Here is a 25,662-nt window from a genome sequence, read left to right as displayed (position 1 = left end):
TACTATGCAAATTGTTTTTGACGAATATTTGCCCAAATGGAATTATCGAGCCGTACCTCAACCTGAGTAATTCATTAAGTTATTTATTTTTCATTCCTTACCAAATTCAAAAAATGTGCTTGCAACCTACTTACCATATTATATGGTAAATTCCATAAAAAACTAACGCCTCTTGCATCCTAGTTTGAAATAATATTTTTCGGGGTGGAGTGCGATCGCCCCTAATTTTGTATGTGCGTCGCCGTGAGATTTTCCAGCTAGTTGAAATAGCTAACGGTGGCGCCGCACCCTACGCTATGGCGATCGCCCCAACCAACTTATCAATCTCCGCCTCAGTTGTAAAATAGTGCACACAAGCCCGCACACAATCAGGATTAAGAATAGTCCTTACCATAATCCCCTGTTTCTCCAACAAACTGACAAGCTTGTTGTGCGGCATCCCATTAGTTAATCGAAACGAAACCAAACCAGCTTCCGGCGCAGATTTTCGCAAACATTCCACATCGGGAAGTTCCGACAAACGCTCCCAGAGATACTTACTTAAACGGCAGATTTCTGCATACCTTTCCTCGATCGTACCCCATTCATGTTGCAGGGCGATCGCACTCCGCAAACCCGCATACAAAGGATAAGCCGAAGTCGCAATTTCATAGCGCTGCGATCCAGGCTTCCACCCAAGCACTTTAGCATTAGCATCCGTCACAATTCCCCGCCAACCGATAAACACCGGATGCAAATCTGCCAAAGCTTCAGCACTCACATAAAGCCCCCCCAAACCTTCCGGGCCACACCACCATTTGTGACCAGTAAAAGCATAAAAATCAATCCCCGATTCAATCAAATTCAAAGGCAAAACCCCCACAGATTGAGCCGCATCAACTAACACTTTGACTCCGGTTTGATGACATAGTTTCACAATCTCAGTAAGAGGCAAAAGTTGGCCAGTATTCCACAAAATGTGACTGATAACCAACAAGCGAGTATTTGGCCGCAAACTATCAGCAATCACCGCCACCGGATCGCCCTCATTCAAAGTTGCCGCCAACGGACAAACCGAAACCTCAATGTTGAAACGGCGCTGAAGTTCCATTACACTAGCTACAACGCCCGGGTGTTCGCAGTCAGAAATCAGCAAATGGTCGCCTGCTTTCCAGTCAATGCCCCACAGCGCAATATTGCAGCCGACCGTGACATCTTCAGTCAAGGCGATGGTTTCAGGAGGTACCGTCAACTCAGATGCGATCGCACGTCGCGTCAGCATCGCCTCCTGAACCACCCAAGTCAGCACCTGGGCCGAAAACGGCCCCCCAAGCTGCACCCCTTTGAAACCCTGATAAATCGCGTCTAAAGCAGGCTCAGGCAGCGGCCCTTGTCCACCGTAGTTAAAATAAGCTTTATTGGCCAAAGCTGGGAATTGTTGCCGGTGATTGTCCTTTGTCATTTTTTCTGGGGAATTATTCATAGCGTTAATATTGAATAACTGATGGTGTGAACTTTCTATCCTTTGACTTGTGCCTCAAGCTAAATAATCAATCCGTGTATCCCTGTCAAAATCCCTGTCGTGCTTTCCTTCTAATTATTCTATGCCTTGCGAATACTAAATGTTAATAACTGACAAACTACTACTTTCCTATCAGCGGTGCCATCTCCGAGCATTTTTAGACACCTGCGGAGACTGGAAACAACAAGACCCCCCCAGCGACTTTCTGTTGAAACTGATGCGCGACAGCGCGACATACCAGCAGCAAGCTTTGGAACACGAGACTTACCAACAACCATATTATCCTAGAGGGGATTGGGAAGCCGGCGCGGCCGCTACATTGAGTTTAATGCAGCAAGGAGTCGATCGCATTTACCGAGGAGTTCTGATCCAGGGCGAATTCGGCCAAACCAACGGCGCAACAACTTCTCTGGTAGGAATTGACGGTCAATATTTTCCAGAATTTGGCGAACTCCCCGAAACTCCCGTTCCTCTTTCATCCTCCAATCTTCACTCTTCAAACATTACCCTGATCGGTCGCCCCCATTTATTAATTAAACAGCCGGGACACTCAAAATTTGGCGATTGGAGCTATATTACTGCGGATATTTGGCTTAGCAAGCGACCAAAACAAGAGTATCAAATTATCGCAGCTTTTCACGCCCAAGTTTTAGCTTCCGTGCAGGAAACAAGGCCCGAGATTGCGTGGCTGATGCTGCGAAAAAAAGGGCTGTGGTCGGTGAATCTAGACCAGCGAACTCCTCAGATGTTCGAGATTTTAGATGATTGCATTCAGATGATAGAACATCGGGATAAACCAGAGGTGTTCATTTCTCGGCAAAAGTGCAATCTTTGCGGTTGGTATACTATCTGTCACGCCGAAGCCGAATCTATTAAACATCTTTCCTTATTGCCGGGAGTTACTGCCAGCCGCTATGCTAGACTAAAAACTCTCGAAATTACTGATGTAGAAGCTCTCGCTAATGCTAGTTCCGAACTGCTTGCTGAGCATCCAGAGTTCCCAGACCGAGTGGCTTTTGATGTGGTGCAGCAAGCTCAATCGCACTTGCTAAATCAACCGCTGTTGCGGGAAGAAGGAAGAAGGAAGAAGGAAGAAGGAAGTTCGGCAACGGATTCTGTAACGGATGTAACGGATGTCAGGAAGAAGGAAGAAGGAAGGCACGATACGGATTTTGACACGGATACAGGGATTAACGATCGAGAAGAAGATAGAAGTGAGAATTCAGAAGAACTTAACTCATCTGAAATCGTACCAGATATTGTCTACAATATCTTGAATGACATCGCAGTTGAGGAAGTAAAAATTAGAGAAAATAAACCTGCGACATCTTCTATACCTGCGCCAATTCTTCGCAAGAAACCAATTCCGTATTCCCAATCTGTCTTTTTGCCGATCGCCCCAATCGAACTCTACTTTGATATTGAAGCCGAACCAGAGTTAAACTTGGATTACCTCCACGGAGTCTTAGTTGTTGACAGGTACAACAATACGGAAAAATTCCACGGTTTTTTAGCAGAATCAGCAGCAGAGGAAGGTGCAATTTGGGAGCAATTTTTAGAATTAATGTGGGCTTATCCTATTGCTCCGATTTTCCATTTTTGCGACTACGAAGTCAAGACTTTTAAGCGACTGGCTAAACTTTACAATACTCCAGCTTATTTGTGGAAACCCGTGCTGAAACGGTTTGTAGATATTCACAAACAAGTGACGCAAAAGGCGATTATGCCGGTGGAAAGTTACGCACTCAAACCAATTGCCCGCTGGCTGGGTTTTGACTGGCGAGATGCTAAGGCTAATGGTGCTCAGTGCGTCTGCTGGTACGACGATTGGCTCAAAACTGGCGATCGATCGCTCTTGGAGGCGATCGTCCGCTACAATGAGGACGACTGTCGTGCTACTTATGTAGTTAAAGATTGGTTGACCAATTTTTTGCTAAATCATGAGCCGTGATTTAGATTTAACGAACAGCGAAGACGCGAAGGGCGCGAAGGAAGAAAGGGAAGAGGAAGATAGGTAATAATGTATTTATTGGTAAAATGCGAAAGCTAGCAAAAGCAACTATATTTATTGTCTGTTTTTTGATGGCAGCAACTGTTGCTATTTGGGTAAACCAGTCAGCCCAATCTTTCGCAGTTACCAAAATTGATTTTATCGGCAGAGCAATATTTCCTACAGGTTCTCCTTTTCAGGGTACGGAAATTGGCGGACTTTCCGGCATTACTTATGATGGCGACAAACAAGTTTATTATGCCATTTCTGATGACCGCAGCAGCAAGGCTCCGGCGCGCTTCTATACTCTCAAAATTAACTTGCAATCTGGTAAACTGGAAAAAGACCAAATTGCTTTTACTGGTGTCACTACTTTATTAGATGAAAAGGGTAAAAGTTTTTCTGAATTAAGTTTAGATCCGGAAGGGATAGTTTTTACTGGCAATAGCATATTTGTTTCTTCTGAGGGAGATGTCGATCGCCAAATAAATCCTTTCATCAAAGAGTTCTCCCTCGATGGTAAACTCCTGAAAACGCTGGCAATTCCTGGCCTATTTTTGCCCGACGACAAGGGCAGTAAAGGCATCCGCAACAATCTATCATTTGAAAGTTTAACTTTAACGCCCGATCGCAAATACCTATTCACCGCCACAGAAAATGCGTTGGTTCAAGATGGCGCTGTACCTTCCCTGGAAACCGGGAGCCCGTGCCGGATTTTGCGCTACGATGCGGTGAGTGGCAATCCCGAAGCATCGTTTCTCTACATCACCGAACCGCTACCCGCTGGTGCGAATCCTGTGGGAAAATTAACTAGCAACGGTTTAGTGGATTTGGTGGCGATCGACGATAACCGCTTGCTGAGTTTAGAGCGTGCTTTCTCCCTGGAAACCGGAGTTACTGTTAAACTATTTGAGATTTCCTTGGAAAAGAGCGATCGTATTGAAGCACTCGAAAGCCTCCAAAGCCGTCTCAGCGAGGTTTCTCCCGCTCAAAAACGCCTGCTGCTGGATTTGGAAACCCTGAAAATTCCCCTAGATAACATTGAGGGCTTGACATTAGGCCCGGTGTTAGGCGATGGTAGCAGAGGTCTGATTTTGGTAAGCGACAACAACTTCAGTCACCTGCAAGAGACTCAAATTTTGGGCTTCCAAATAAAAGTTCAAAAAACCTCTTGACAAAAGGTGAAGTTATAGGCATAATAGAAATTGTGCCTGAAAAAACGGCAAAACGAGGGACAGTAGTTCAATTGGTTAGAGCACCGCCCTGTCACGGCGGAAGTTGCGGGTTCGAGCCCCGTCTGTCCCGTTCTATCGTAAATAGAAAGTTTAAACCTTTCATAAATCTCTTTCTAAATTGAGTTCGTTTGTAGTCAGGACTTCATTGCTCCTGCGGATAAAAAAGGACTAAAGTCCTGACTGCGAATCTTATGCTATTTAGATAGCAGGACATGATTAAGGAGCGGGAAAACATGACCGTTACGAACATTAAGCCCTCACCGGAAGAAACTACACAACGGGTAGTATTATCTAATATCAGTTGGCAGACTTACGAAAGCTTATTAGCAGAAGCAGGAGACAAGAGATCCTCGCGATTTTCATATTCTCAAGGAGTCTTAGAAATTCTCATGCCATCCGACTTGCATGAAACTATTAACTGTTTGCTCAAACGGATTGTTACAGCTTTGACTGAGGAGTTGGACTTGAAGATTAAGGGATTTGGTTCGACGACTCTCAACCGTGAAGATTTAGAACAAGGTGCAGAACCAGATTCATGTTTTTATATCCAAAATGTCGATCGCATTCTAGGGAGAAGGCTTGACATCTCAACCGATCCTCCCCCAGACTTGGTAATTGAAGTTGATATTACCAGTCCTTCTTCTAATCGATTTGTAGTTTACACACAGCTAGAAATCCCTGAAGTTTGGCGGTATCGGGGACAAACTGTACAAATTTATCAATTGCAAAATCGGGAATATATTACTTGCGATCGCAGTCCGACATTTCCCATCCTTTCTGTAGCAATGCTCAATCAATTCTTGCAGATGGCAGAAACTCAAGATGACAATGCCATAATTCGGTCTTTGCGTCAATGGGCGAACGAGCAGTTGCGATCGCCCGAAAATGAGCAATAATACTAAACTTAATTTAACTAATTCCTTTCTCCCACGGATGATCGACTCCAAGCAGCGCTCAAAGGTGTTGGAGAATAAACGGGCGCGCTATCTGATAAGTCAAAACTAGAACGATGGGCACGAGGATCGGAATAGCCACTAACAATCCCCATTTCCCAAAGCTAATTTTTTGACCGTCCGATTTGAAGAGGACAATCACAGCGACAATTCCCATAAGTACCCAGAGGCCGCCGAAGCCAATGAAAACTGTATAGCCTGCATCTTGCATTTTCTTTCCCGCTTATGATAGTAGTCGATCTTTAATGTTAGTTGCAGTCTGTTTCTGCTGACATCTTCTGATAGACCGATCGAATTTATTAAATATGACTCATTTTGAGTTGGGTTGGCAGCGGCCTTGACTTTCGCACTCGATCCGTTGAGTTCGATCGCTCATAATAGTTGCTAAATCCGGTCTTCCCGTCAGCATCAGCCGCCAGTCTGCCCAAATTCCGTACAGCCAATTGGCGATCGCCCCGAGCACTGGTAACTTAGTCACAGCATAAACCCATCCCATACCTAAAATCTCGTAAGTGCGGCGAAAAACCTCCACATTTTTAACCGTCGTACCGTCGGGTAATATCGCATGAATCCGACCCATCGCCGTTTCGTAGTCGATTCCGCCGTGGGCCTCCGGGTTGTAGCCATCCTCCGCAATATCCACAAACGACACTAAACCTCGCCCCGCATCGCGTTTTTTTAAGAAATTAACCTCCCGCACGCACAGAGGACATTCACCGTCGTACAGCAACTCAATCTGCCAAGCAGGGGCAGCAGACTCGGGTGATGGCGCAACAGATTCGGAAAACTCAGTTTTAGCAGCAGACATAGGGAAATATATTTGAATGTCGTCGATCGCACACAAACATTTTACAAGAATTATTTGGGTAGCCCTACGACAGTTATTTGTGCTTTGAAAATAGTCCCAAAGGTGAATCCAGTCTGGGCCGCCCGCAATGCTAATATCATCAAGATGCCGTCTGCTGCCTTGCCGGAGACTGTAGCCCGATCGCCTATTATCAAGCAATTCGAGGCAAAACACCTGCCAAGGACAACTTTTAAGTCGGCAACAAAATATAATAAAATTTGAAGTCTTAAACATCAGCTATTCGCCCAACCAGCAAATCGACCCCAATCTAAAAGCAAAAATCTACATGAATGTCAGAGTCCGTCTAGCCCCCAGTCCCACCGGAAACCTACACATCGGTACCGCCAGAACCGCCGTATTCAACTGGCTGTTTGCCCGCAACCAAGGCGGCACATTCATCCTGCGGGTAGAAGACACAGACGTAGAACGTTCTAAAAGCGAATACACCGATAACATCCTCGAAGGCCTCACCTGGCTGGGTATGAACTGGGACGAAGGCCCGAGTTTTCAGTCGCAGCGTCTGGAAATATACCGCCAAGCAGTCCAAACCCTTCTCGACAATGGACTCGCCTACCGCTGCTACACCACGTCGGAAGAACTCGACGAAATGCGGGAAGCACAAAAAGCCAACAAACAAGCCCCCCGCTACGACAACCGGCACCGCAACTTGACAAGCAAACAGCGCGCAGCTTTTGAAGGCGAAGGGCGACAAGCTGTGATTCGGTTTATCATCGACGACGATCGCACAATTTCTTGGAACGACATGGTGCGCGACACCGTAACCTGGAAAGGTAGCGACCTCGGCGGCGATATGGTGATTGCCCGTGCATCCAGCGGCGGCGTCATCGGCCAACCACTCTACAACCTCGCCGTAGTTGTCGATGACATCGACATGGGCATCACCCACGTCATCCGCGGCGAAGATCACATCGGCAATACTCCGAAACAAATATTGCTCTACGAAGCTTTGGGCGCGACAATCCCAGAATTTGCCCACACGCCGCTGATTTTAAACTCCCAAGGACAAAAGCTTTCTAAACGCGACGGCGTAACCTCGATTTCTGACTTCAAAGATATGGGCTACCTGCCCGAAGCTTTAGTTAATTACATGACTTTGCTCGGTTGGACTCCGCCGGATTCAACGCAGGAAATATTTACATTGTCGGAAGCAGCAGAATTATTTACATTCTATCGAGTCAACAAAGCCGGTGCAAAATTTGATTGGGATAAACTCAATTGGCTGAACAGTCAATATCTGCACAAAATGCCAGTGCCGCAATTGACAGATTTGCTGATACCTTATTGGTGGCAGAAAGGCGGTTATGAGTTTGACTTGGAGGCTGATCGCCCCTGGCTCGAACAAATAGCTGCTTTAATCGGCCCGAGTCTCGTTCGCTTAACTGATGCTGTGGATATGTGTAAGGTATTCTTCTCCACCACGGTGGAATACGAAGAAGAAGCACTCGCACAGTTGCAGCAAACAGGGGCTGCAAAGGCTTTACAAGCAGTTGTAGAAGCGATGGAAAGTCATTCCTCCCTGACCTCAGCGGAAGCTCAGAAAATCACTAAAAAGCTCAGTAAAGAGAAAAATCTTAACAAAGGGCTAATTATGCGATCGCTCAGAGCCGCTCTGACAGGTGCAATGCACGGCCCCGACCTGATAGAATCTTGGGTAATCCTTCACCAGCGAGGAACGGCTAAAACTCGCTTGCTTGATGCCATTAGCAACTTGAATTTGCCGGCTGTTGGTGTCGCGGCCGAAACTCCTACCCCAGAACAGCAAAACGCGGAAACTGCAACCGAAACTTCTGTCGCACAACAGCCGGCAGCATCCGTTTCACCAGCCGAAATACCGACTTCAGCACCAGAGGTTTCAGCAGTCGAAATATCGGCTCCTGAAGCAGTGGCGGCGCCCGTTTCAGCAGTCGAAATACCGACTTCAGAAACAGGCGAAGTGTCGGCTCTTGAACCAACCGACGGGGAGGTTGCAGCAGTCGAAATACCGGCTCTTGAAACAGCCGCAGCAGCAGTTGAAATACCTGCCGCCAACCAGCAAAAAACTATTGCGAGTGGAGAAATGACTTCATCAAACGAACCAGAAACAACCGTTATCGTCACCGACATTCCTGCCGGAAATGAAGCAGACAGTTCGCTCGGTACAACAAAAGTCATAATTACCGACGAACCGCCAAGTCAGACCCAGCAGATCAAAGAACAAATTATCTCAATTTTGTCCGAGTTTCCCGCTTACATCGGCAGCTTTTACGAGCAATACAAAAGTCCCCTGACTGTGATCGGTGTAATTGTAGCCTCGATTATCTCTTTGAAAGTGCTTTTGGGGATAATAGATGAACTCAACGACATCCCCCTGCTAGCACCCACATTCGAGCTAATTGGTATCGGATACACCGGGTGGTTTATCTACCGCTATTTGCTGCGATCGTCCAACCGGCAACAATTAGGTCAAGAAATTCAAGCCTTGAAAGAACAAATTTTAGGCAAAAAATCCTAAACTTTTGCTGTAATTTGTTGAATTATTACCCGACATTGACAACTTTAAATAAGTTGTTAGTGCCGGGTTTTTAAATGACTAATGACTAATAATTGATAACTAAACCCCAGCCGCAGTAAAAGCCGCCCAATAATAAGGATTAGCAAAAGGATAGGGTTTGCGGTTGCGGATTTGCTGCAAAGAAGCCTCCGCAATCAGGCGAGAACTTTGAGAAAGCCGATCGAACATTTGCGAAATTTGAGGTTGAAAATCCGCCAGCAACACCTCCAATTGCTCGCCAGTCAAATCCCGCAGCCACCTTTGAGCGTCCGCCAGCGCGATCGCCGCATCTCCCACCTGCAACCTAGGAAACCGTCCAAGATTTTCATAAAACTTACTCGTCAGCAGCAGCGTAGAAACATCGTTCACCTTCCAAAGACTGCTGACCACACTAGACGTGCCAGCATACAACAAGCCCGCCGACAAACCGACAAAATCTCCTCCAGCACCGCTAACTCCGCCGGCCGCAATTTCGCAACCCGATAAAGTAACTAAAAAATATTGCCGAAAATCCAAATTAAAAATTTCCTCCAAACTCAGAGACTCATTCCTAAAAAACACGCCAGATTTCAGCGGCAAAGCCAAATTCAGCAAACTCAAACAAGAAAAATGAGCACATTTTTTCTGCTGCAACTGCCCTATTGGCTGGGGTAAATCGTCATTATTAGCAGACATTCTTAGAGAAAAAGCCTCTTTAATTGCGGGCTTCTGGCGCACAACTTCTGCACTAGAAAAATACTGGGAAATATTGCCAATTTCAATGTTGCTGTAGAACGAATCTCTGGTGAAAGTTGGAACTGCCAAAAGGTGCTGCAAACGGGGTCTGTACCGACCAATAGCTGCTTCGCGCGCACTTTGTCTCAACAGCAATAGCTGACAGCTAGGAGCATAGCGAATTCCTCCAGCAAATCGATCGATCAAATAAGCAGCAGGCGCTGGAACCTCGCCAAAAGCCGAACTTTGAGCAAAATCCGAAACGCTGTGAGTCTCCAGATCTAAACCGCTGCGATCGCTCAACCCAGACCTAAAAATTCCCCCACCTTCCTCAAACCCGTCTCTGACCCCCAGAGGCAAAGCGTGGAGCGGCAAAGCGTGCAAAAATCGGTGCGGCACAAAAATCAGCCGATCGCAATTCTCCGGAATCAGCGCCACCACTCGATCGATTTCCAGCAGCGCGGCCAAGCGTTTGAGGCGAGCCGGGAGATGATTGATCCAGCGACCTTTTTGTTCGGAATAAGCGCTGAGGTACTCCTGGGCCCAACTTTCGGCAGCCAAAGCATTTGCCGGCGAACACAGGTGAACGGCCGGATATTGTGCACTCTTGACCACCACAAAAGCAACTAGCACCTCCCCCAAACTCCCCCACACCACAGCAGCACAATTGGCACCAGGCAACAATTGGCGAATTTGCTCGAAAGCGATCGGCTCAACTTTGCGAGCTAGGCTGAAGAAAGGGTCGTTTGCCTGCACCTCCCGAGCAATCAACCCATCAAACTGCCGCCACAATTGATTTAAGTGCACGAAGTCGGAGTTCGGAAGCAAACAAGCGCTGTTTAAACCTTGGCTGTCGCCTTCAGAAATCAAGGTAGTGCTCGGCTCGATCTCTCGCTGTTCTTGGTGCCGCTGTTCCCTGGCTATTTCAAGTTGCAGCAACTCCAATTCGCTTCGCACCGCTGCGGGAATTTCGGCTTTCGGAGTCAAGTGGCATTTAACCAGCAGTTCTACCAAATTTCGATTTTTGTGGCGTTCGGTGTATTCCAGGGCCTTTGCGCAATACTCAGGTTGGGTGGCGCCGAGATCCAGGCAAACTTGCACCAGGCATTTATAGAGTCCAGCCCAGGTGCGGGTTAATTTGACTTTTGCGGTACTCGTCACATCGCCCAAATCGGTCACATCAACCTCTGGTTCGGATCGCAAGAATTCAACCGTATCGACAGCAGCAGTAAAAACGCTGTAGGCGCGAAGCAACTCGCCTCGAACTCGGTAAGCTTGACCCAAATAAAATAAAATTTCAGCCCAGCGGTGAGGATAGGTTTCGCGAGTGTAGACTTCGGCGGCACGGTGATAGCAGCCGATCGCACTTTCCAGGTGGGACGAGTTTTCCGTCTTCGTCAGTTCGGAAAAAGCCCTACCGAGATAAATTTGCAGCATTGCCCAGCGCTTGGGAGATCCCTGTTTGGTGTAGACTTGGCCGGCATTTTGATAGCAGGCGATCGCGCTTTTGAGGTTGCGGTTTTTTTCCCCTTTCAGGTGTTCGCAGAAAGCGCGGCCGAGGTAGGCACACAGCATCGCCCAGCGTTCGGGAGATTTTTGGCGGTTGCAAAACAGCAAAGCATTTTGATAGCAGGCGATCGCCATTTCCATATTTTCGGCTTTTTCCCCTTTCAGCCGGCGACTGTAGATCCTACCGAGGTAAGTTTGGATCGAAGCCCAGGCTTCGGGAAATTTGATGCGGGTGTAGACTTGTAAAGCATTTTGATAGCAGGCGAGCGCCATTTCCACATTTTCCACGGGATCGCCTTTGATGCGATCGATAAACACCCGACCCAAATTTTTTTGAGTCGTCGCCCACTGCAGCGGAAAAGCTTCCCGAGTCCGCACTTGCAAAGCTCTCTGATAGCAGGTAACCGCGTATTCGAGATTTTCGGCTCGGTTGCCCCGCAGGAACTCGCAGTAAGCATTTGCCAAATTATTTTGAGTCGTCGCCCAGCGCCGGGGAAACAGCTTGCGGTTGTAGACTTGCAAAGCATTGTGGTAGCAAGCGACAGCCAGTTCCAGATTTTGGGCTTTGTCGCCTCGCAGGCGGCGGCTGTAAGCGCGGCCGAGATTGTTTTGAGTGCTCGCCCACTCTTCCCCGAAAGTTTCGCGGGTGCGAACTCGCAGCGCGTTTCGATAGCAGGCGATCGCCTGTTCTAGATTTTCTGCCGGATCTCCCCTGAGGCGCTCGCTGTAAGCGTTGCCCAGATTGTTTTGCAGCGTCGCCCACTGTTCCGGGTACTGTTCGGGAGTGCGCACTTGTAGGGCATTTTCAAAGCAAGCGATCGCCTGTTCGATATTTTGAGCTTTATCACCTTTGGGGCGATCGCTGTAAGCGTTGCCCAGATTGTTTTGCATCACCGCCCATTCTTGGGGAAAGTATTTGCGGGTAAACACCTTAGCAACTGTTTCGTAACCGGCAATTTCGATTTCCAAGTTATTAGCCTTGCTGCCGAGGGGAAACCGCCCAATTTTGTTGCTCAGATTGCCGATTAAAGCTGCAATGCGCCTTGTCTCGGATTCTTTGGCAGCAGAAAACACCAAAGTAGCCCAGTGGCGCAGCAGTTCTGCAAAATTCTGGTCGAGTTTGTCTAAATTGTTTGTCAGCAGCGAGTACAGGTGCTGCGAATCAGTGCCGCGCGCCACTGCCTGCAATACTTCTGCTAAAAAAGTCAGATATGCTGCCCCGGTTGCGGGCAATTTATAATTGCCCTTTGCAGCTTCTAAGGGTGCGATCGCCTTTTGGAAAAATTTTGCAGCTTTCAGCAAACTTTCTCGCGTCAGTGCCGGTTCTTCCAAATAAAGCGTTTGCACGAACCCAAAGTCGATCGACTTTGGGTTCATGCTCAAAATCAAATCTATTCCTGAGTCCCCAGGATTTTCCAGCAGCGCTTGGAGCATATTAACATCTGTTTTGCGACGCTGTTCGTCCATCGTGCATTCCGCCAAACTATTAACCATAGGAGCGCTGCTTCCGTGCAACCAAGTGAACTACCCACCGCTAAATCGGAATACCGAATATAGTAGGGGCTTATGTACTTATAGGCGAGTGCCTCAGCTTAGACTTTCGTCCCAGCTTTGGTCTTACCTCGCCTTCTAAAGCAGAGACGGCTGCACCTTCCGCCTTTAGTATAGTGATATCTTCTGCTATCATACTTATCGCTCCGTTCGCCTCCCGATCGCGAGGATCGGTCGCACAGTTAGGACAAGTCCATTCCCTCGCATCTAAGGGCATCTCGGTCATTTGATGGAAACAATTAGAATATAGTTTAGAACTGGGAAACCATCTATCAATCTCAAGTAAGTTCCCGCCTTTGCGTTCCAACTTGTAGGCTAAGAAGTTGGTAAAAGTTCCCAAACCTTCATCTGATATTGGTTTCGCCAACTTTGGATTGCCAACCATGCCCAAGACACTAAGGTTTTCTACTATGACTGCGAGGCTATCGCTGACAAACTTATAACTAAGTTTATGTATAAAATCTTGCCGCGAACTCTCAACCCGTTCGTATACCTTGGCAACAACTTTTCTATATTTGTACCTAGAATTACTTCTTTTCTGCTGGCGCCTTAACTTTTGCTGCTGGCGCTTCAAGTTCTTCTTGTGCTTGGCAAAATGCTTGGCATTGTCATATTTAGATACTTTTTTGCCCTCATTGACAATACCAAAGTGTTTCAATCCTAAATCACTGCCATAAATCCTACCTTCTTTTGTTGTCTGGTTCTCACCCTCAATTTCACTCTGTATAGATGCCAGATATTTCCCTAAACAATTTTTACTAATAATTAAATTCTGAATTTTCCCCTCAATTAATCTATGTATTTTGGGTTTTTGTATTCCCGCATTGCCGAAAATTTTGACATTTTTATCTCCAAAATAGGATGTTTGACGATACTTAAATAACAGTTTTTTATCCTGAAGATTGAATTTAGTAAGCCCAGCCCATGTATCAAAAAAAATTGTAGGCAGCGGTTAATGTAAGCATTAGCTGGCACAAATTGGCTGTAACACTCATCTAACGATGCACTGCCATCTGATTTTTTGAGAGCAAGAAAAAGTGTGTTGAGCCTGGAGCAGCCAAGTTTTTTACGAGTTGTCTTATCAACTTCAATTGATTTATTTAGACCAGAATTCCACCACCAACGCGCACAACCCAAAGTGGGAACTACTTGTATTTGTTGATTTTGGGTAGGATACAAACGAACTTGGATAGCTTTGTGTAGCAATCAACATCACCTCTTTGGTTCTTCTATTCTCTCACAATATACAGTTGATGAGCAAAGAATTACGGAAAAATTGGGTGACGGCGATTGCATTCTTCCTCTCTTGAAAGCTGTCCCAATAATTGCTCAAAGATGCAATGGTCGTCACCCGCCCTTCCCACTAAACGGAGTACGGTGATAGTGGGAAGCGCGCAAAATAGTTACAACAGGATTCACAAGTCCCAACAGACACGCGGATAGCGCAACTAGCACTAAACGGAGTACGGTGATAGTGGGAAGCGCGCAAAATAGTTAAACCAGGATTCACAAGTCCCAACAGACACGCGGATAGCGCAACTAGCACATAGAATCGCTAATAGTATTATGTTGCGCGCTGCTATTGAGTAAAATCCCGGTAAAAAGCGCCGTCAGTCTTTGGGGGTGGTTTTCATATCGTTTCCGGTTGCATCAATATTGTTCAAATATCCAAATGTCCAAACAGTAAACAGTCAACACTCATGAAGAGTGCAACCGGAATTGATATCACAGACAGTTCTAAATTTGACAAACCCGCCCCGACAGATTTGCAGCGGGACGGGTTTACTTTTACCCCGATCGGACTTAGGCTAAAAAACCGGGCTTCTGGGAAACTATGGGGTTTAGTAACGAGAAATCTCGAAACAAACCCGGTTTCTGAGGAAGAGTGTGTCCTAGACTAAGTGAGTTATCTAGGATATTGTGCGAGATTCAGCGCTACAGCTAACAAAAATCAACTCTGTAAATTTTACTGTACCGCTTGAGAACGCAAGGCTGATTCCACTGCCAGCAGAGCTCGATCGACTTCAGCGGCAGTGACAATCAGCGGCGGGACAAATCTCAGCACTTTCGGCCCTGCGGGAACCAAAAGCACTCCTGCGGCGATCGCCGATTTGACGATATCAGCCGATGTAAGTTCGATGTCAGCTTGCAATTCCATCCCGACAATCAAACCCCAGCCGCGCACCTCAGCAATTAAATGCGGATATTCGGCCGCCAACTTGTTGAGCCCTGCTTTCAACTGTTCACCGCGCTGCTGCACGTTTTCTAGAAGGTTTTCCCGTTCTAAAGTTTGGCAAACGCACAAAGCTACAGCGCAAGCAAAAGGATTGCCGCCGAAAGTGCTGGCGTGACTTCCCGGTTCAAATACATCGCAGGAAGATTTGCACAGCATAGCGCCGATCGGGATACCGCCGCCCAATCCTTTGGCAGAGGTAAAGATATCCGGTTCAATGCCGAGGTTTTCGTAGCCCCAGTATTTGCCGCTGCGTCCCATCCCGACTTGCACTTCGTCGAGAATCAGCAAAATGCCTTTTTCGTCGCAAATTTCCCGAATGCGCTGGAAGTAGGCGATATCTCCCGGGCGAACTCCGCCTTCACCTTGCAGCGCTTCCAGCATAATTGCAGCTACTTGGCGTTCGTCTTTGTCGAGTTCCTCGATCGCAAGTTCGATCGCACTAATATCGTTGTAGGGCACGTAGTGAAATCCCGGAACCAACGGGCTAAAACCCTTCTGGTATTTAGGCTGTCCCGTTGCCGTAATTGTCGCCAAAGTCCGCCCGTGGAAACTCGCAACAGCGGTAACGATCGTCGGATTCGAGATATTTAATTTTTCGTGGGCGTACTTGCGGGCGAGTTTAATTGCCGCTTCATTAGCTTCCGCGCCGGAGTTGCAAAAGAAGGCTCTGTCAGCGCAAGAATGGTCTACAAGCCACTTCGCCAGCTCGCCCTGTACGGGGATGTAATAAAGGTTAGAAACGTGGTGCAGGGTCTGAATTTGCTGAGTTACCGCTGCAATCATTGCCGGGTGGGCGTGTCCCAGAGTGCAGGTAGCAATACCAGCCACAAAATCGAGATATTCGCGGCCCTCGGTATCCCAAACGCGGCAGCCCAGGCCCCGTTCTAGGGCGATCGCAAAACGCCCGTAAGTTGTCATTACATAGCTGTCGAAGCCCTCAGAACTGAAGGGACTGGCTTCGGCTTGCACGGTTGGTTCTTTTAGTAAGGTTTCTGGACTCACGAATCGCTCCTTAACACATAATATGCAGACCTCGATTGTACGGTAAAAATCCAGGTTAGCGGTGCAGGCTGTTAGTTTTGTCATAAAATCATAACAGTAACCTCTATTAATCCCTCACAAATCTACTGATGAGTTATTACATTTCTCCTAACTTTCTCGATAAAGTTGCGGTGCACGTCACTAAGAACTTTTTAAATTTGCCCGGGGTAAGAGTTCCCCTAATTTTGGGAATTCACGGCCGTAAAGGAGAAGGCAAAACTTTTCAAACCGAGCTGGTTTTTCGGCGGATGGGCTTTGAACCGGTGATGATATCTGGTGGGGAATTAGAAAGTCCGGATGCAGGAGATCCGTCGCGTTTAATTCGCTTGCGCTACCGGGAAGCGGCGGAGCAAATTCGCGTGCGCGGCGAGATGTGCGCCATCTTTATTAACGATTTGGATGCTGGTGCTGGCAGGTTCGATACTACTACTCAATATACTGTCAATACTCAGATGGTCAATGCCACTCTGATGAATATTGCTGATAATCCAACTAACGTGCAGTTACCGGGAAGTTATGACAGCACGCCGCTGCACCGAGTGCCGATTATTGTCACTGGAAATGATTTTTCTACGCTTTACGCGCCGCTGATTCGCGACGGGCGGATGGAGAAGTTTTATTGGGAACCCAGCAGGGATGATAAAATTGGGATTGTTGGCGGAATTTTTGAGTCGGACAAATTGTCAAAAACCGATATTGTGGCGTTAGTGGATAATTTTGCCGATCAGGCGATCGACTTTTTTAGCGCTTTGCGATCGCGCATTTATGACGAACAAATCCGCGAATTCATTCACAAAGTAGGAATCGAGCGAGTTTCCAAGCGTTTGGTAAACACTTTGGAAGCAGCGCCAGATTTCCACAACCCGAATTTCAGTCTCGCTCATTTAATAGAAATGGGCAGTTTGATGGTGGGCCAACAAAAGCGGATTAAGGAAATGCGCTTAGTAGATGAATACAACCAATCGCGGCTGTTTAACGTTAAAGGAACCCCCAATGCCCCTGCTGCTGCGCCAACGCAAAGTCAATTAAACGACCCGTCATCCAAATATTATAAGGCTTACGATGAGCCAAGTTCTGAAGGTGGTAACGGTCATGCGGCGCGGCTGAGTTCCGAGGTATTGGAACAAGTAAAGCAGTTGTTAGCAAGAGGCTGCAAAATTGGCATGGAATATGCAGATAATCGCCGATTTAAAACTGGTTCTTGGCAAAGTTGCGCGACGATTAAAAATGAACAAGAAAAAGATGTGGTTGCATCTTTAGAAACTTGTTTGGCGGAACACGGCGGCGAATATGTGCGACTGATTGGTATCGATCCAAAAGTCAAGCGACGGGTAGTTGAAACAATTATTCAGCGACCGCAGGGTTAAAGCTAAAGTAGTTAAAGTTATGAAGGACACAACAGTGCTCATAGGTGTCAACTTAAGCTGTAAGCCGGCCCACCCGGTAGTCCGCCAGGGAATGAATTCCCTGTCTAATAGCTAAAGTCCTCTGAAGAGGACTAATGAGTTTAAAAGTTTTTCTTCTCAGTCCTCTTGAGAGGACTTTAGCTTTGAGGCAGGGGTTTCAACCCCTGTCGGACTATCGGTTTAACGTTAAGTGGACACCAATGAACACTGTTGTGTCCCTACAGGCAATATCTTCTTTATCTCGCCGTAGACTACTGGACAGACAGAGATGATGCAAACCAGCGGCGAATTAATTCTACTTGGAAACGGTAGCCTTCACTAACTTCCTCAATCAATTCGCGTTGCAGAAGTAAATTGAGAGCATCGGATTTATCGGGAAAGTGTTGCAAAATAGTTAATCGGCTGACTATTGCCCCTTCTCCTTGTGCTGCCAAAAACTGCAAAATAGCTAATCCTGCTGCATCTGCTTGATAGCTTTGAATATCGGCAAAAAAGAAACTGCCAACACTTAAAGCTTCTGGTATTGCTGCTTCTACATCGGCTAAGGTTGCTAGTCGGCGGATAGATGGATCTTGCTCGTTTTTCAGTGCGATAATTTCAGCGCAGAGGAGTTGTATTAGGAAAGGGTGACAGCGGGTGAGTTGCAAGACTCGCTCAACCGCATTGGGTTCGTAACGCAGGGAAAAATCTTGGACTGGTTGCTCAATTAGTTGACGCGCTTCGGGTTGTTTCAGGTAGGTGATATGAACGACTTGGACATTGATTAAATAGCTAGCCCAACGCTGAAATTCTTCTATTGTATGGGAACCAGCTAGCAGCACTTTGAAGCGGGGACGATGTTGAATCAGGTGACGCAACATTCCCAGAACATCTTCCTGATCAAAGCGTCCTTTTGTGATTGCATTATCTAGCGCCTCGAATTCATCGAAGGCAAGCAGGGCATTATTTTGTTGTAGCGCTTGTTCTACTTCGTGCAGCCATTCATCAAAGCGGGTGAAAGGATCATCTTGCAGTGTTTCGCGCTTAAGGGAGGGGAGAGTGAAGGCACTTTGGCGCTGGGATGAGGTTGCCATACTCCTGGCGATATTGTATAGGAAACCAGCATAATCACTCGCTGATGAAACTGGCCCTTGTAAGTCTACAAACATGGGAATGATAGTGCTCGGTAGCAAGCGTCCCAGGTTGTTGAGGAGGGATGTTTTGCCCATGCGCCGCTGACCGTAGAGTAGCAAAGGAGGGCGGCGGCGGTCTAGAAGTAATTGCTCGATGCGCGTACCAATGTCAGCACGTCCGGTGAAGATTTCCTGTTGTTCTGTCAGGGGTACGCCGATGATATAAGGGTTGTCGATTTCTTGTCGTAGTTCAACTGCTTTCGCCTGTTCTTGCACATAGTGGGTGACAATTTCATACCAACTATGTGCAATAGGGCGAAAACGTACTGCATATTTGTCACCACTGCGGGTCAATTCTCGAATTAAACCATTTAATCTTTCTGCTACAGCACTGAGGGCTAAACGCTGGTTGTAAGCACTGTTTTGGTTGAGGGCTGCTGCTACATCCCCGCTGATGCTATTAAAGCTACTTAGGAGGGAACTAACTGGACTATTTAGTTCTCCAGGGGCTAGATTGCGGTAGGCGTTAGCGATAGCAGCTACATCTTCACAACGTTCTAACCCCCGTGCATCAAGTCCAAATTGTACCTCGTTGGTGACAATTTCATACCAACTATATGCAATAGGGCGAAAACGTACTGCATATTTGTCACCACTGCGGGTCCATTCTGGAAGAATTAAACCATTTAATCTTTCTGCTACAGAACTGAGGGCTAAACGCTGGTTGTAAGCACTGTTTTGGTTGAGGGCTGCTGCTACATCCTCGCTGATGCGACTAAACCTACTTAGGAGGGAACTAACTGGACTATTCAGTTCTCCAAGGACTAGATTGCGGTAGGCGTTACCGATAGCAGCTAGATCTTCACAACGTTCTAATTCCGCTGCATTAAGTTCAATTTGTACAGCTTGTGCTGCCCAAAGCTGGGGGCTGGTGTTTAAATAGTTGAGTGCGGCTTTGCCCTCTTCTGGGTTACGCTCCATTACCAAAAGAACGTGCTGGTCTAAGCCTTGTAGGGGAAGGCGCTGCCACTCATACCAGAAAGCAGAATGCCAACGTAAGAAACTGGGTTTAGTAGCTGTGGGTTGTTTATCGAGTTGGTAGAGCAGAATATTCCATCCTGTTAGGAAGGGATACAGTACCACTGGCAGGCATAAGGCCATGACCACGAAGCCCACGCCCCTCACCACGACCACCACGCCCCTCACCACGTTCCTCACCACGCCCCACACGTTTCTCACCACGCCCCACACGTTCCTGAGCGCACCCCCCACGCCCACCTGCGTCATCCCTTGGCACACCGCGCTACACACTACTGGCAACCACACGATCAACTTAGTCGCCGGGATGGACCAGCTCCAGTTCCATCTCTTCCACTCCCAAATCACGCGGCACTGGCTCAACGTCCGCCCCCACCAGTGCTTGTCTCCTCTCTTCCACTCCAACATCACGGGACACTGCTCCGACCTCACGTCCGGCACCAAGCCCCAGAAAAAGTCCGATGCCACGGATTGCACGCCCCGCATCAAGTCTGATGCCACGCGCCACAAGTCTGATGCCACGCGCCACAAGTCTGATACCACGCCCCACACCAAGTCCGAGGCCACGCCCCACAATACGCCCAACGCTACGCCCAACAACATTCCCGACGCTATGGCGAGCGCCACGTTCAACTCCTTGTCCTTTCGTGAGCTGAACCCCAAGCTGGTCAACAGCACGCCCGACACCACGCCCGACACCACACCTAACACTACGCCCGATGCAATCTTTTCTACTGGCGCACCTAATAACCAAAGTATTAAGGCAACAACAATTGAATTGGCTAGGACAGGCACGACTAGGAATGCTTGTATTCGTAATTTCCACAAAGCTGGATTGCGCTTGAGATAGTTTTGCCAAGCCGAGGGACGGAAGAAAAGCCAGAACAGCAATTGCAAGCTACCCAGAATCAGGTTGGGATGCTTTTCTGGTTCATTGGTGTAGGCGTTGCGCGGCACATTTGGGGAGGTCATCCGATTATAAATTTTAGATTGAGCCCACAGATAAATGCGAGGGCTTGCGATCCAATTGCTTTACTTACTTAATTTTGAGTAGTTTCACAAATATAACGAGCCCTAGACCAATAGTCCGGACTGTTTTTATATGGCCCAATGGCTTATGCTCGCTTGACTTCGCAGCCCCTGTGGATAATTAAATCAATGTCAGCTCCACCCCTGACTTACATTTAATTCGACTTTTTTATGATCCTTGCCCCGCGTAAGCTTGTAGTATCGTTCCAAAAACTGTCCGGAGTATTGCTAGACAAGTTTCTAAAATAAATGAGTGAAGGGCTGCATCTGTTGTAACCCTTCTTCACGCCAATCCTCCCCCATTTCCCCATCTTCCAGACTAAATAATCGTTCTCGACAAAGGATTTGCAGCAGCAGAGGCCAGCATTGACTTTGAGTCAAAATCCACTCGACATCCTCAGCCGAAAAAGGCATGGGCGAACTGGCTATCAACTCGCGCGCTTCAGCTTCAGTCATAGCTCCCAGAGTTGTGGTATATCCAAAGATATTGAAAAAAGGCGAACTATGTCCGGTGTTACGCGCTAATTCGATCGGTAATTCAGGAGTTGCCAAGACAAAGCCTAAATTCCCATTGGTTTGGTTAGTCGCCAAAGAGCGCAAACTCTCCCAAAACCCATCATCTAATTCGGGACAGCGTTGCAATCCTGCGCCAATTTCATCTAATAGGATGACTGTAGGCTGACGTAAATTACTGCTAACCACATCCATAAATCTATCTAAGTCGCAAGGGCTGGGAACTGACATTTTTAGGGATTCTAAAATGTAGCGCAGCAGCCCTTCCCGATTTTGCAGTCGCGAATCTTGAAAATCTACGAAAATCCAACGATAGTTTTCTGGATGGGGCAACCAGTCAGATTTTTGACCGGGACGCAACTGTTCTGTTGGGGTGGTGGTAATATTTTTCAAGTAGTGCAGCAAAGAAGTCTTGCCACTGCGCCTCTTGCCGATAATCGCAGCATTTTGCAGGGGAGGGCGTCTCAGTAAGTTGAATAGGCGTTTGAGTTCCTTCTCGCGTCCAAAGAAGCAGCGCGGATTGGTGATGGGATTGCCCGTGATGAAGGGGGAAATGTCCTCACAGGTTTGTTGTGATCTCGGCTGAGGTGACTGGGAGTCTGTTACTTCTTGATCCGCAATGGTTTTCCACTCAAACCCCAATTTCTGGCTAATTTCAACAAAATTTATATAATCAACAGGATCTCCCCTCAGAAAGCTCTTGACAGTCGATAGGGATAATCCCAATTCCTCAGCCAAAAGCTTCCGACTGGGGAAGCCGTTGCGCCCTACAGCCGATTTGACTTTTTCTATGTACCCTGGAGAAACTTTTAGCGAGCGCCCCATGATGCCTCCAGAGAAAATTAATGTGATTATAAATCCAATCTCAACTACAAGTCAACCAAAAGTCAACTCCCTCAACCTTCTTTCTCAACTGATCTTAACCTTGAACTCAACTTTCCTTGCATTTCAATAGGATTATAGAGTTCAAATAAAACAAATGCCTAACAAGAAATTAAAAAACAACCAACCATCGCCCTCTGATAATTCCGACCAAATCGAGCGTGATGTCATTGGAGAACGTTTACGCCAAGCTAAATCCAGTTTTAATGCGACTCTTGGGTTAACAATGTTAAGTGCTTCTATAAGTATTTTAGGTATAGGAATGTTGTTTTCGGGAAAAATCCCAGAAGGAACAGTTACCACGGCTGGCGGGTTAGCATCAGAGATTGTCAGCGTTCAGTTACTCAAGTTTACTAAAGAAACGAACGACAGACTCGATCGCCTAGCCAAAGAATTCAAAGATGACGATTAAATAAAAATAGTTAAAGTAGGGTGCGCCTTCGGGACCTGACAAATTACACATTCAACTAATGCGCGCTTTACAAGTCAAAGTAGGGTGCGCCTTCCGCATCTGACAAATTCAACTAATACGCACCTGACAAATTCAAGTAAAATTATGCAAAAATTTATCAAAGGTTGCCCGATCGCACATAGCACCTTGAGCACCCACTTTAGTGGTGCACAGAGCGCCCGCTGCTGCGCCCCACCGCACCGCCTCTGACAAGGACAGACCGGCATCTAATGCGGAGGCCAACCCGCCGTTAAAAGCATCGCCAGCAGCCACAGTGTCGATCGCCTCCACAGCAAAAGCCGGTACAAAAAAGGTTTCATCCGCCGTAACAGCAACAGCCCCGCGAGCGCCCAATTTGACAATAACATTCTTGACACCGCGCTCCTGCAAGTGTTTGGCAGCTACAATCGCTGTTTCCGTGTCATTCACCCGAAAACCGGCTAACTGCCCCGCTTCCACTTCATTCGGCGTGATAATGTCAATTAGCGGATAAAGTTCGATCGGCAAATCCGCCCTAGCCGGTGCTGGATCGAGAATAACTCGCACCCCCGCTTGACGAGCAGCTTGCGCAGCTTTTTGGACAACTTCCAGGGGAATTTCTAACTGTAAAAGTAAGGATGTAGCTGCTGTTAAGAGTTTTTTGAGACGTTCTATATCTGCTTCACCGACATTGTTATTCGCGCCCGGAATCACAATAATATTATTTTGACCTGTCTCGTCTACAGCGATAATTGCCACTCCTGAATGAGTGTTTTGGTCTATTAATACATTGTCTGTATTTACCCCATAAGATTGTAGATTTGTCAATAATTCTTCAGCAAATTTATCGTTGCCGACGCGACCGATGATGTGGGTAGAAGTGCCGAGACGGGCGGCCGCGACGGCTTGATTTGCTCCTTTGCCGCCGCCGGCCGTGAAAAAATTGCTACCGATGATTGTTTCGCCCGGCTGCGGCAACCGGGGAGTTTTTGCTGCTAGGTCGATGTTGATACTGCCGAATACGATGATGGTCATAATTTAAATTGGGAATTGGGCGGAGCGAAGCGGAGGGATGGGGCATTATAGAATTGGGAATGGGTAATGGTAGCAACTCGCAAATAACCCATAACGAATAGACATCTCCCATAATTATCGTGGAACAGGCAGGATGCCTGTTCAAAATCTAATTTTTAGGAGAAGTATAATAACAACAAATAACAACAGTCAACGGCCAACAAACAACAGCTAACAGCCAACACTCAACAGCCAACAACCAACAGTTAACAACCAACGGCCATCAAACGTGCTAGAACAGTTATGGTCTCCACCGGTCAATTCAATGGCTGCAATTACTCTCGATCGCAATCCCTGTGTCCTGCTAGTTGAAACAGACGAAGTTCTCGCCGGACACTTGAGTCTCGACTTAAAATCCTCCGGCTACGAACCGGTAGTGGCTTCTAATACCGCCACAGGCCAACATTTAGCTCATGAATTGCAGCCAGCTTTGATTGTAATCGATCGGATACTTGGCCCTGAGTCGGGGCTGTCACTGTGTTCTTACCTCAGAAGTATTGGCAATCGGGTGCCGGTGCTGCTATTGGTCGGTCGCGATACAGTTGACGATCGCGTAGCTTGTCTGGAAGCCGGGGCGGATGATTATTTTCTCAAACCTTACCGCACTGAGGAGTTTTTGCAGTTGGTGCGCTTGTATTTGCAGCCGGATAACACCAGCAACGAACAATTGAGGTTTGGCGATTTAGTTTTGGATTTGGCCTCTAGGCGGGCCCTGCGCAACGGACGGGCGATCGACCTGACGATGAAGGAATTTGAGCTGCTAAAGTATTTGATGGAACATCCCCGCGAGGTTTTGACTCGGGAACAAATTCTCGAAAATGTTTGGGGTTACGACTTTTTGGGCGAGTCGAATGTGATTGAAGTTTACATCCGCTATCTGCGACTCAAGATTGAAGATGAAGGCGAAAAGCGCTTGATTCAGACGGTGCGCGGTGTTGGCTACGTGATGCGCGAATCTTGAAGCAGTCAGTTGACAGTTGAGAGTTGACAGTTGGTTCCTATGTCCAATTGCCAATTCCCAATCTAAAATCTAAAATCTAAAATCTAAAATCATTATGAATTATTTAGGTAATTTGCTGAGTATTGCGGTAATTCTATTTTTGCTGGGATGTTCCCCGACTTTACCTGTTGCGAATACTGGTGCTACTGGTATTTTGGCGTCGCAGTCTCCGACGGCGACAACATCGGGTCAAGTGCTGCCTGTTTCTGCTAGAGCTCGGATAGCCGATCGCCCGTCAGCGGAGCCCTCGAAGAGGATTGAACTCGAAGTGGCGAAAACAGTGGAACAACAGGCTATGGGTTTAATGTACAGAACTTCTTTGCCGGATGACAGAGGAATGCTGTTTGAGTTTAAATCGCCGCGGCAGGTCAATTTTTGGATGAAAAATTGCAAGATTTCTCTGGATATGATTTTTCTGCGGAATGGGGTGGTTGAGGCGATCGAAGTTTCTGCACCTCCTTGTACTGCCGATCCTTGCCCTACCTACGGGCCCAACACTGTTGTCGATCGAGTTATTGAACTCCGGGGCGGGCGAGCTGCTGAACTCGGTGTCAAAGTGGGCGATCGTATTGAAATCGAGTTTTTCCAGTAAAACTACGGATTGTTTCAGTTGGCGATTGTATAGGGGCTAGAAACCTGGTTTCTTGCGATATTTCTCGTTACTCAACCCAAAATTTCCTAGAAACCCGGTTTCTGAGGTCAACCTGCCTCAGCGAACTAAGTTTTGATGTTGCAGTCTGAAACCCTTAGGTTGGCAATCAAAAAATGTCCAAACTGTTGTTCTAGTAAAACCTGCACACAAACACAATCCCCGGTTTCCATCCCCCAGAGATCCGCCTGGCTTCGGAATACCGGATAAAATTTAGAAACTTTACAAATATTGATTAAATCTGTTAAAATATTAATGTAAAATTCAGTACAAACACCAACAGATTTGCTACGATGTCGATCTCAGCCAGTCTGGAGTTGAGCTTGTTTGCGGAAGCTGTAGATAGTTGGTCGCGGGTATGAGACGAGTCAGCGATTCGTTACCAATCCTGAGAGACGATA

General features: G+C 47.2%; 19 protein-coding genes, 1 tRNA gene and 1 pseudogene. 11 read left to right on the top strand and 10 right to left on the bottom strand.

What is annotated here, in order from left to right:
- Positions 1 to 289 precede the first annotated feature (289 nt).
- Complete coding sequence (locus QUA13_RS02775) at positions 290 to 1,441, bottom strand: aminotransferase class V-fold PLP-dependent enzyme (RefSeq protein WP_445242670.1); 1,152 nt, start codon at positions 1,439 to 1,441, stop codon at positions 290 to 292.
- Positions 1,442 to 1,601: 160 nt separating this feature from the next.
- On the opposite strand from QUA13_RS02775, the gene QUA13_RS02770 reads away from it, so the two are divergent.
- From QUA13_RS02770 to QUA13_RS02755, 4 genes are all read left to right on the top strand, one after another.
- Positions 1,602 to 3,452, top strand: coding sequence for a TM0106 family RecB-like putative nuclease (locus QUA13_RS02770; RefSeq protein WP_333196436.1), 1,851 nt, complete (start codon positions 1,602 to 1,604; stop codon positions 3,450 to 3,452).
- An 86-nt stretch (positions 3,453 to 3,538) separates the two neighbouring features.
- Positions 3,539 to 4,666, top strand: a complete 1,128-nt coding sequence (locus QUA13_RS02765; protein WP_333196435.1) for an esterase-like activity of phytase family protein — start codon at positions 3,539 to 3,541, stop codon at positions 4,664 to 4,666.
- A 56-nt stretch (positions 4,667 to 4,722) separates the two neighbouring features.
- Positions 4,723 to 4,796: transfer RNA gene (locus QUA13_RS02760), tRNA-Asp, on the top strand.
- Positions 4,797 to 4,959: 163 nt separating this feature from the next.
- Positions 4,960 to 5,622, top strand: a complete 663-nt coding sequence (locus QUA13_RS02755; RefSeq protein WP_333196433.1) for a Uma2 family endonuclease — start codon at positions 4,960 to 4,962, stop codon at positions 5,620 to 5,622.
- A 58-nt stretch (positions 5,623 to 5,680) separates the two neighbouring features.
- On the opposite strand, the gene QUA13_RS02750 is transcribed toward QUA13_RS02755, so the two are convergent.
- Together QUA13_RS02750 and QUA13_RS02745 are read right to left on the bottom strand one after the other, a co-directional pair.
- A complete protein-coding gene (locus tag QUA13_RS02750) occupies positions 5,681 to 5,890 on the bottom strand; it encodes a hypothetical protein (RefSeq protein WP_172189418.1) in 210 nt (69 codons plus the stop codon).
- Positions 5,891 to 5,989: 99 nt separating this feature from the next.
- Positions 5,990 to 6,700 carry a DUF393 domain-containing protein gene (locus QUA13_RS02745; protein WP_333196431.1) on the bottom strand — a complete coding sequence of 237 codons (711 nt, stop codon included), beginning with the start codon at positions 6,698 to 6,700 and terminating at the stop codon, positions 5,990 to 5,992.
- 112 nt (positions 6,701 to 6,812) lie between these two features.
- Here QUA13_RS02745 and gltX point away from each other — a divergent pair.
- Together gltX and QUA13_RS02735 are read left to right on the top strand one after the other, a co-directional pair.
- Positions 6,813 to 8,255: pseudogene (gltX, locus tag QUA13_RS02740) on the top strand (glutamate--tRNA ligase); the annotation flags it as partial.
- A gap of 348 nt (positions 8,256 to 8,603) precedes the next feature.
- The gene (locus tag QUA13_RS02735) at positions 8,604 to 9,038 is read left to right on the top strand and encodes a CAAD domain-containing protein (protein ID WP_333190380.1); all 435 of its coding nucleotides are present in this window, start codon (positions 8,604 to 8,606) and stop codon (positions 9,036 to 9,038) included.
- Positions 9,039 to 9,137: 99 nt separating this feature from the next.
- Here QUA13_RS02735 and QUA13_RS02730 read toward each other — a convergent pair whose 3' ends face one another.
- The 3 genes from QUA13_RS02730 to QUA13_RS02720 all read right to left on the bottom strand — a co-directional run bounded on the left by QUA13_RS02730 (position 9,138) and on the right by QUA13_RS02720 (position 14,057).
- Positions 9,138 to 12,794, bottom strand: coding sequence for a CHAT domain-containing tetratricopeptide repeat protein (locus tag QUA13_RS02730; protein WP_333196429.1), 3,657 nt, complete (start codon positions 12,792 to 12,794; stop codon positions 9,138 to 9,140).
- A gap of 70 nt (positions 12,795 to 12,864) precedes the next feature.
- Positions 12,865 to 13,737, bottom strand: coding sequence for an RNA-guided endonuclease TnpB family protein (locus QUA13_RS02725; RefSeq protein WP_333196446.1), 873 nt, complete (start codon positions 13,735 to 13,737; stop codon positions 12,865 to 12,867).
- Positions 13,641 to 14,057, bottom strand: a complete 417-nt coding sequence (locus QUA13_RS02720; RefSeq protein WP_333196428.1) for a helix-turn-helix domain-containing protein — start codon at positions 14,055 to 14,057, stop codon at positions 13,641 to 13,643. Before QUA13_RS02720 ends, QUA13_RS02725 begins: the two co-directional genes overlap by 97 nt.
- 494 nt (positions 14,058 to 14,551) lie before the next feature.
- Between QUA13_RS02720 and QUA13_RS02715 the strand changes: the two genes are divergently transcribed.
- Positions 14,552 to 14,752: a hypothetical protein gene (locus QUA13_RS02715; RefSeq protein WP_333196427.1), complete on the top strand. Its 201-nt coding sequence runs from the start codon at positions 14,552 to 14,554 to the stop codon at positions 14,750 to 14,752.
- Positions 14,753 to 14,817: 65 nt separating this feature from the next.
- On the opposite strand, the gene QUA13_RS02710 is transcribed toward QUA13_RS02715, so the two are convergent.
- Positions 14,818 to 16,089 carry an aspartate aminotransferase family protein gene (locus QUA13_RS02710; protein ID WP_333196424.1) on the bottom strand — a complete coding sequence of 424 codons (1,272 nt, stop codon included), beginning with the start codon at positions 16,087 to 16,089 and terminating at the stop codon, positions 14,818 to 14,820.
- Positions 16,090 to 16,217: 128 nt separating this feature from the next.
- Here QUA13_RS02710 and QUA13_RS02705 point away from each other — a divergent pair, with 128 nt between their 5' ends.
- Entirely contained in the window at positions 16,218 to 17,495 is a 1,278-nt protein-coding gene (locus tag QUA13_RS02705; protein WP_333196423.1) for a ribulose bisphosphate carboxylase small subunit, read from the top strand.
- A gap of 290 nt (positions 17,496 to 17,785) precedes the next feature.
- Here QUA13_RS02705 and QUA13_RS02700 read toward each other — a convergent pair whose 3' ends face one another.
- Both QUA13_RS02700 and QUA13_RS02695 read right to left on the bottom strand, forming a co-directional pair.
- Positions 17,786 to 20,656 carry an AAA family ATPase gene (locus QUA13_RS02700; protein ID WP_333196421.1) on the bottom strand — a complete coding sequence of 957 codons (2,871 nt, stop codon included), beginning with the start codon at positions 20,654 to 20,656 and terminating at the stop codon, positions 17,786 to 17,788.
- Between the two features lie 297 nt (positions 20,657 to 20,953).
- A complete protein-coding gene (locus tag QUA13_RS02695) occupies positions 20,954 to 22,051 on the bottom strand; it encodes an ATP-binding protein (protein WP_333196419.1) in 1,098 nt (365 codons plus the stop codon).
- Positions 22,052 to 22,205: 154 nt separating this feature from the next.
- Between QUA13_RS02695 and QUA13_RS02690 the strand changes: the two genes are divergently transcribed.
- Positions 22,206 to 22,520 (top strand): TRADD-N-associated membrane domain-containing protein, encoded by a 315-nt coding sequence (locus QUA13_RS02690; protein WP_333196417.1) that lies wholly within the window; start codon positions 22,206 to 22,208, stop codon positions 22,518 to 22,520.
- Positions 22,521 to 22,652: 132 nt separating this feature from the next.
- Here the strand turns inward: QUA13_RS02690 and rbsK are convergent, their stop codons facing one another.
- The gene (gene rbsK / locus QUA13_RS02685; protein ID WP_333196415.1) at positions 22,653 to 23,573 is read right to left on the bottom strand and encodes a ribokinase; all 921 of its coding nucleotides are present in this window, start codon (positions 23,571 to 23,573) and stop codon (positions 22,653 to 22,655) included.
- A 304-nt stretch (positions 23,574 to 23,877) separates the two neighbouring features.
- Here rbsK and nblR point away from each other — a divergent pair, with 304 nt between their 5' ends.
- Complete coding sequence (gene nblR, locus QUA13_RS02680) at positions 23,878 to 24,573, top strand: response regulator transcription factor NblR (protein ID WP_172189432.1); 696 nt, start codon at positions 23,878 to 23,880, stop codon at positions 24,571 to 24,573.
- 94 nt (positions 24,574 to 24,667) lie between these two features.
- Positions 24,668 to 25,204: a DUF192 domain-containing protein gene (locus QUA13_RS02675; protein WP_333196413.1), complete on the top strand. Its 537-nt coding sequence runs from the start codon at positions 24,668 to 24,670 to the stop codon at positions 25,202 to 25,204.
- The last annotated feature ends 458 nt before the right edge of the window (positions 25,205 to 25,662 follow it).

This window comes from Microcoleus sp. S28C3 (assembly GCF_036700785.1).
GTDB classification, from domain to species: Bacteria; Cyanobacteriota; Cyanobacteriia; order Cyanobacteriales; family Microcoleaceae; genus Microcoleus; species Microcoleus asticus.
Note: the sequence above shows the minus strand (reverse complement) of the source record. Positions and strands in the feature narration are given on the sequence as shown.